The following is a 4,088-nucleotide window of genomic DNA, read 5'->3' as shown; positions in this document are numbered from 1 at the left end:
CCGGTGTTCGAGAGCGGCGACGATCGCGTCCATGATTACGGCATGGCGAACGCGGTCGGCCGCATCACCGATACGCTGATCGCGATGTCGCGGCTGATCTATGCCGGTCACGTCACCCGCTTCAGCAACATGAAGGTCGTCGCCGGCATCGGCGGCGCCGCGCTGCCCTACGTGATCGGCCGTCTGCGCCGCAATTATTCGCTCGACAAGGACAAGCTCGGCGATCCCGATGCGGCATTGGCGGCGATGTATTACGACACCATCGTGCAGGACACCCGGGCGCTGCGTTACCTCGCTGACGTGGTCGGCGCCGGCCGCATCATGATGGGCTCGGACATGCCGTTCCCGATCGGCGATCTGGCGCCGCTGAAAATCGTGGCGGAAACCGCTTTCACCGATGCCGAGCGCGCCAGCATCAATGGCGGGCTGGCGGCCAAGCTGTTCGGACTGTGAGGTATTGCCGTGAAGCTCGATATCGGCGGCACTGAAATCATTCCCGGCCCGGCCGACGCGCTGTGGATCGCGCTCAACGATCCCGCAGTGCTGACGCGATGCGTGCCCGGCTGCAAGGCGATGATCGAAATCGCGCCCGATACCTACAAGGTCGAGATGCAGTTGAAGGTCGCGGCCGTCGGCGGCTCGTTCGAGGGCGAGATCTCGCTTTCCGACAAGCAGCCGCCGCGGACCTGCAATATCAAGGTGTCAGGCGCCGGCAGCCTCGGTCATGGCAATGGCACCGCACAGTTCACCATCGAGCCCGAGACTGCGACCAGCGCGAAGCTGATCTACAAGGGCACGGGGGAGATCGGCGGTCTGGTCGCCGGCGTCGGCCAGCGCATTCTCGCCAGCGTCTCGAAACATCTGATCGGGCGCTTCTTCGTAGCGCTGCGCAAAGAGTTCGAGGCGCCGATCAGCGGCGCCGCGGAATAAGACAGAGCCGGACAAGGCTGCGAAGGGGAGGGTGACTTGAGGAGACGATATCAGATCGGCTTGAGCCTGCTGTTGGCCGTCTCGGCGATCACGCCGGCCTCGGCGCAGGAGCTGGAAAAGCTCTCGATTGTGGTGTTCGGCGCACCGTCACTCGGGGCCTTTCTGCCGCCTGTCATCAAGCAGCTGAAGCTCGATGAGAAGTACGGCATGTCGATCGATTTTCAGGAGCGCACGCCGGACGCCTACACCGCCCAATTCAATTCCGGCGAGTTCAAGGTCGGCGGCAGTGCCGCGCTGCTGACCGTCGGGCTCGCGGATATCAGGGGCGTCAAGGTCACCTATCTGTTCAACCTATTCGACTACTGGGGCGCCGTCGTCACGTCGCGCCCGGAGATCAAGACGATCAAGGATCTCGAAGGCAAGGACATCGCAGCCGCCAAAGGCACGACCAACTATGTGATGTTCGACTGGTTTGCGCGGCAGCTTGGCGTCGACACATCGAAGTTATCGGTCGTCAACACGGCGACGCCTGGGCTCGTCGGCTACGCGCTCGCCGACCGCGCCACGGCGGTTCAGCTCTGGGAGCCGGCTTACACGACCCTGCATGCGAAGAAGCCCTCGATCCAGCTGCTCGACCTGAAGATCGCAGAGAGCTGGGAGAAGGCAACGGGGAGCCGTAACATCCCCTATCTCGGGGTGGCCGCGCATGTCGATTGGGCGGAGCAGCACAAGGCACTGATCCCGAAGCTCTATGCGGCCTACAAGGATGCCGGCGCATGGACCGTCGCTCACCCTGATGACGCGGCGAAGCTGATCTCGCCCAAGGGCAATGACGGGGACCGCAAGGCGATCGCAGATATCATTCGCGCCAATGAGCGCCTCGGCATGAACATTCGTGCCGCGGCCGAGGTCAAGAAGGAGATCCGTTCGGTGTACGATGCCGGCAGGTCAATCGCGTTCCTGCCGTCCGATCCCTCGGATGCCACCATTTACGGCGGACCGATGCAATGACGATGGCGCGTGAGCACGACGGGCCGGTGTCCGGCGGTCCGAACTGGAGCGTGGCCGTCGGCCGGCGTGCGCTGACTTACGTCTTGCCGTTCGTGGTGCTTGCCACGCTCTGGCAGGTCGCATCGCAGTTCTTCCCACCGTTCCTGTTCCCCTCGCTGGTCGATGTCTTCAGCCGCTGCATCGATATCTTCCTGAGCTGGAGCCAGCTCAGCGACGTCCTCGCGACCGTCGGGCGCATTCTCGCCGGCCTCGCCGGCGCCTTCGTGATCGGTGCGCTGCTCGCGGTGCTGATGTTTCGCTCGCGCGCCGTCAACGAATTCCTGTTGCCGATTTTGACGCTGTTTCAGGGCATCCCGGCGCTGTCCTGGGTGGTGTTTGCGATCATCTGGTTCCATGGCATCGAGCCGCGCATCTTCTTCATCATGGTGATGACGACCTTGCCGGCCTTCACCTTCCAGGTGCTGGCCGCGTTGCAGGGCATGGCGCGCGATCTCACGGAAATGGTGATGAGCTTCCGGCCGACGCGCCTGCAGCTGTTCCGCGTGCTGATCATTCCTGCGGTCCTGCCGGACATCCTCACCGCTTGGAAAGTCAATCTCGGCAACGCCTCGCGTGTCGTCGTCGTCGCCGAGTTGGTCGGCGCCACCGGCGGTGTCGGTTACGAGCTGCTGCAGCAGCAGCAGGTGTTCGACATGGCGGGCGCACTTGCCTGGACCCTGCAGCTCGTCATCTTCGTCCTGATCGCGCAGGGCGTGCTGAGCTTCGTCGAAGCCATTGCTTTCCGCTATCGGGCCGTTTCGGAGCGCACGCTATGACCGACACTGCAGCCATGATCAGCCTCGCCAACGTGTCAAAATCCTTCGGCAAGCGGGATGCGGCGGCGAACTTCCTCGCGGTCGACCGCCTCAATCTCGATGTCGGCGAAGGCCAGATGCTGGCCCTGCTCGGCAAGACCGGCTGCGGCAAGTCGACGATCTTCAATATGATCGCCGGCCTCACCGAGCCGACCGCAGGTGCGGTGACGGTCGACGGCTGCAATCCGTTTCAGGACTTCAACGCGCTGCGCGGCAAGATCGCGATCGTGTTCCAGAACGACCGGCTGCTGCCCTGGCGCACCGCGCTGCAGAACGTCGAGCTCGGGTTGGAGATGCTGCATGTCGCGCGCGAACAGCGCCGCGACACCGCGATGCGCTGGCTCGCCACGCTCGGCCTGCGTGGCCACGAGCATGACTATCCGCATGCGCTTTCCGGCGGCATGCGCCAGCGCGTCTCTATCGCGCGTGCCTTTGCAACCGACGCCAACATTCTGTTGTGCGACGAGCCGTTCTCGGCGCTCGATGAGATGACCGGGCGGGCGCTGCGCGCCGAGTTCGTCAGGCTGGTGAAGGAGAATGGCAAGACGGCGGTGTTCATCACCCATTCGATCAACGAGGCGCTGGAGATCGGCGATCGCATCGTGGTGCTGAGACGGCCGGCCAATATTGCATTCGACCTCCCGTTGTCGAAGGCGGCCTCCGACACGGAGAAGGAGACGATCCGAGGCCAGATCCAGAGCGTGCTGGCGGCCTGACCTGCGCCGTTGCTTTCCGCGCCGGGGAACGATGTCATGCTTTCCGCGCTTGCGCCGTTATTTCAGCCATGAAACATTTGGCCCCTCTTGGTTCCAGGGTGGAGGGGCGAAATGCGGAAATTGTGGGATGTGGCGGCGCTTGCGATAGCCGCGATCGCGGCGAGCGTGGGGCCGTCGCTGGCGCAGCAGACCATCCGCGTCGGTTGGACCATTCCGGCCGAGGAATCCAAATATTGGATGATGAAACGTCCGGCCGAATTTCCCGATATTGGCAAGGCCTACAACATCGAATGGACCCAGTTTCAGGGCACGGCGCCGATGACGCAGGCGCTGGCGGCCGGCGCGCTCGATTGTGCAACGCAAGCGCCGCTGTCGCTCGCCAACGGCGTCAAGGGCGGCAACCTCAAGGCCTATATCGTTGCCCAGCACGTGTTCGAGAAGCCCGGCGGGTTCTCGGTCTATTGGGCGGTCAAGGATGACTCGCCGATCAAGACCATCGCCGACCTCAAGGGCAAGACCGTCGGCATCTCCGTGATCGGCGGCGGCACGCAGGGACCGTTTAACATGCTGCTCAAGC

6 protein-coding genes are annotated in these 4,088 nt (G+C 63.6%); all 6 read left to right on the top strand.

Annotated features, from left to right (window positions below; translation table 11 throughout):
- The coding region (locus tag WA702_RS29810; protein ID WP_425114118.1) for an amidohydrolase family protein at window positions 1-453 on the top strand (453 nt) is incomplete at its 5' end.
- 9 nt (window positions 454-462) lie between these two features.
- Entirely contained in the window at window positions 463-930 is a 468-nt protein-coding gene (locus tag WA702_RS29805; RefSeq protein WP_425114117.1) for an SRPBCC family protein, read from the top strand.
- Window positions 931-966: 36 nt separating this feature from the next.
- Window positions 967-1,941, top strand: coding sequence for an ABC transporter substrate-binding protein (locus WA702_RS29800; protein WP_425114116.1), 975 nt, complete (start codon window positions 967-969; stop codon window positions 1,939-1,941).
- Window positions 1,938-2,756, top strand: a complete 819-nt coding sequence (locus WA702_RS29795) for an ABC transporter permease (protein ID WP_425114115.1) — start codon at window positions 1,938-1,940, stop codon at window positions 2,754-2,756. Before WA702_RS29800 ends, WA702_RS29795 begins: the two co-directional genes overlap by 4 nt.
- On the top strand, window positions 2,753-3,511 hold the full coding sequence (locus WA702_RS29790; protein WP_425114114.1) for an ABC transporter ATP-binding protein: 759 nt from the start codon (window positions 2,753-2,755) through the stop codon (window positions 3,509-3,511). Before WA702_RS29795 ends, WA702_RS29790 begins: the two co-directional genes overlap by 4 nt.
- Window positions 3,512-3,622: 111 nt before the next feature.
- Window positions 3,623-4,088 (top strand): ABC transporter substrate-binding protein (locus WA702_RS29785; protein ID WP_425114113.1); only part of this gene is annotated, 466 nt, incomplete at its 3' end.

The organism is Bradyrhizobium sp., from assembly GCF_049798375.1.
GTDB lineage: Bacteria > Pseudomonadota > Alphaproteobacteria > Rhizobiales > Xanthobacteraceae > Bradyrhizobium.
The sequence above is the reverse complement of the archived record's forward strand: the minus strand, read 5'-3'. Positions and strand labels throughout refer to the sequence as shown.

Excerpts from the sequence above, each read along its gene's own strand:
- WA702_RS29795 (WP_425114115.1), top strand. The coding sequence starts at position 1,938 with ATGACGATGGCGCGTGAGCACGACGGGCCGGTGTCCGGCGGTCCGAAC.
- WA702_RS29790 (WP_425114114.1), top strand. The coding sequence starts at position 2,753 with ATGACCGACACTGCAGCCATGATCAGCCTCGCCAACGTGTCAAAATCC.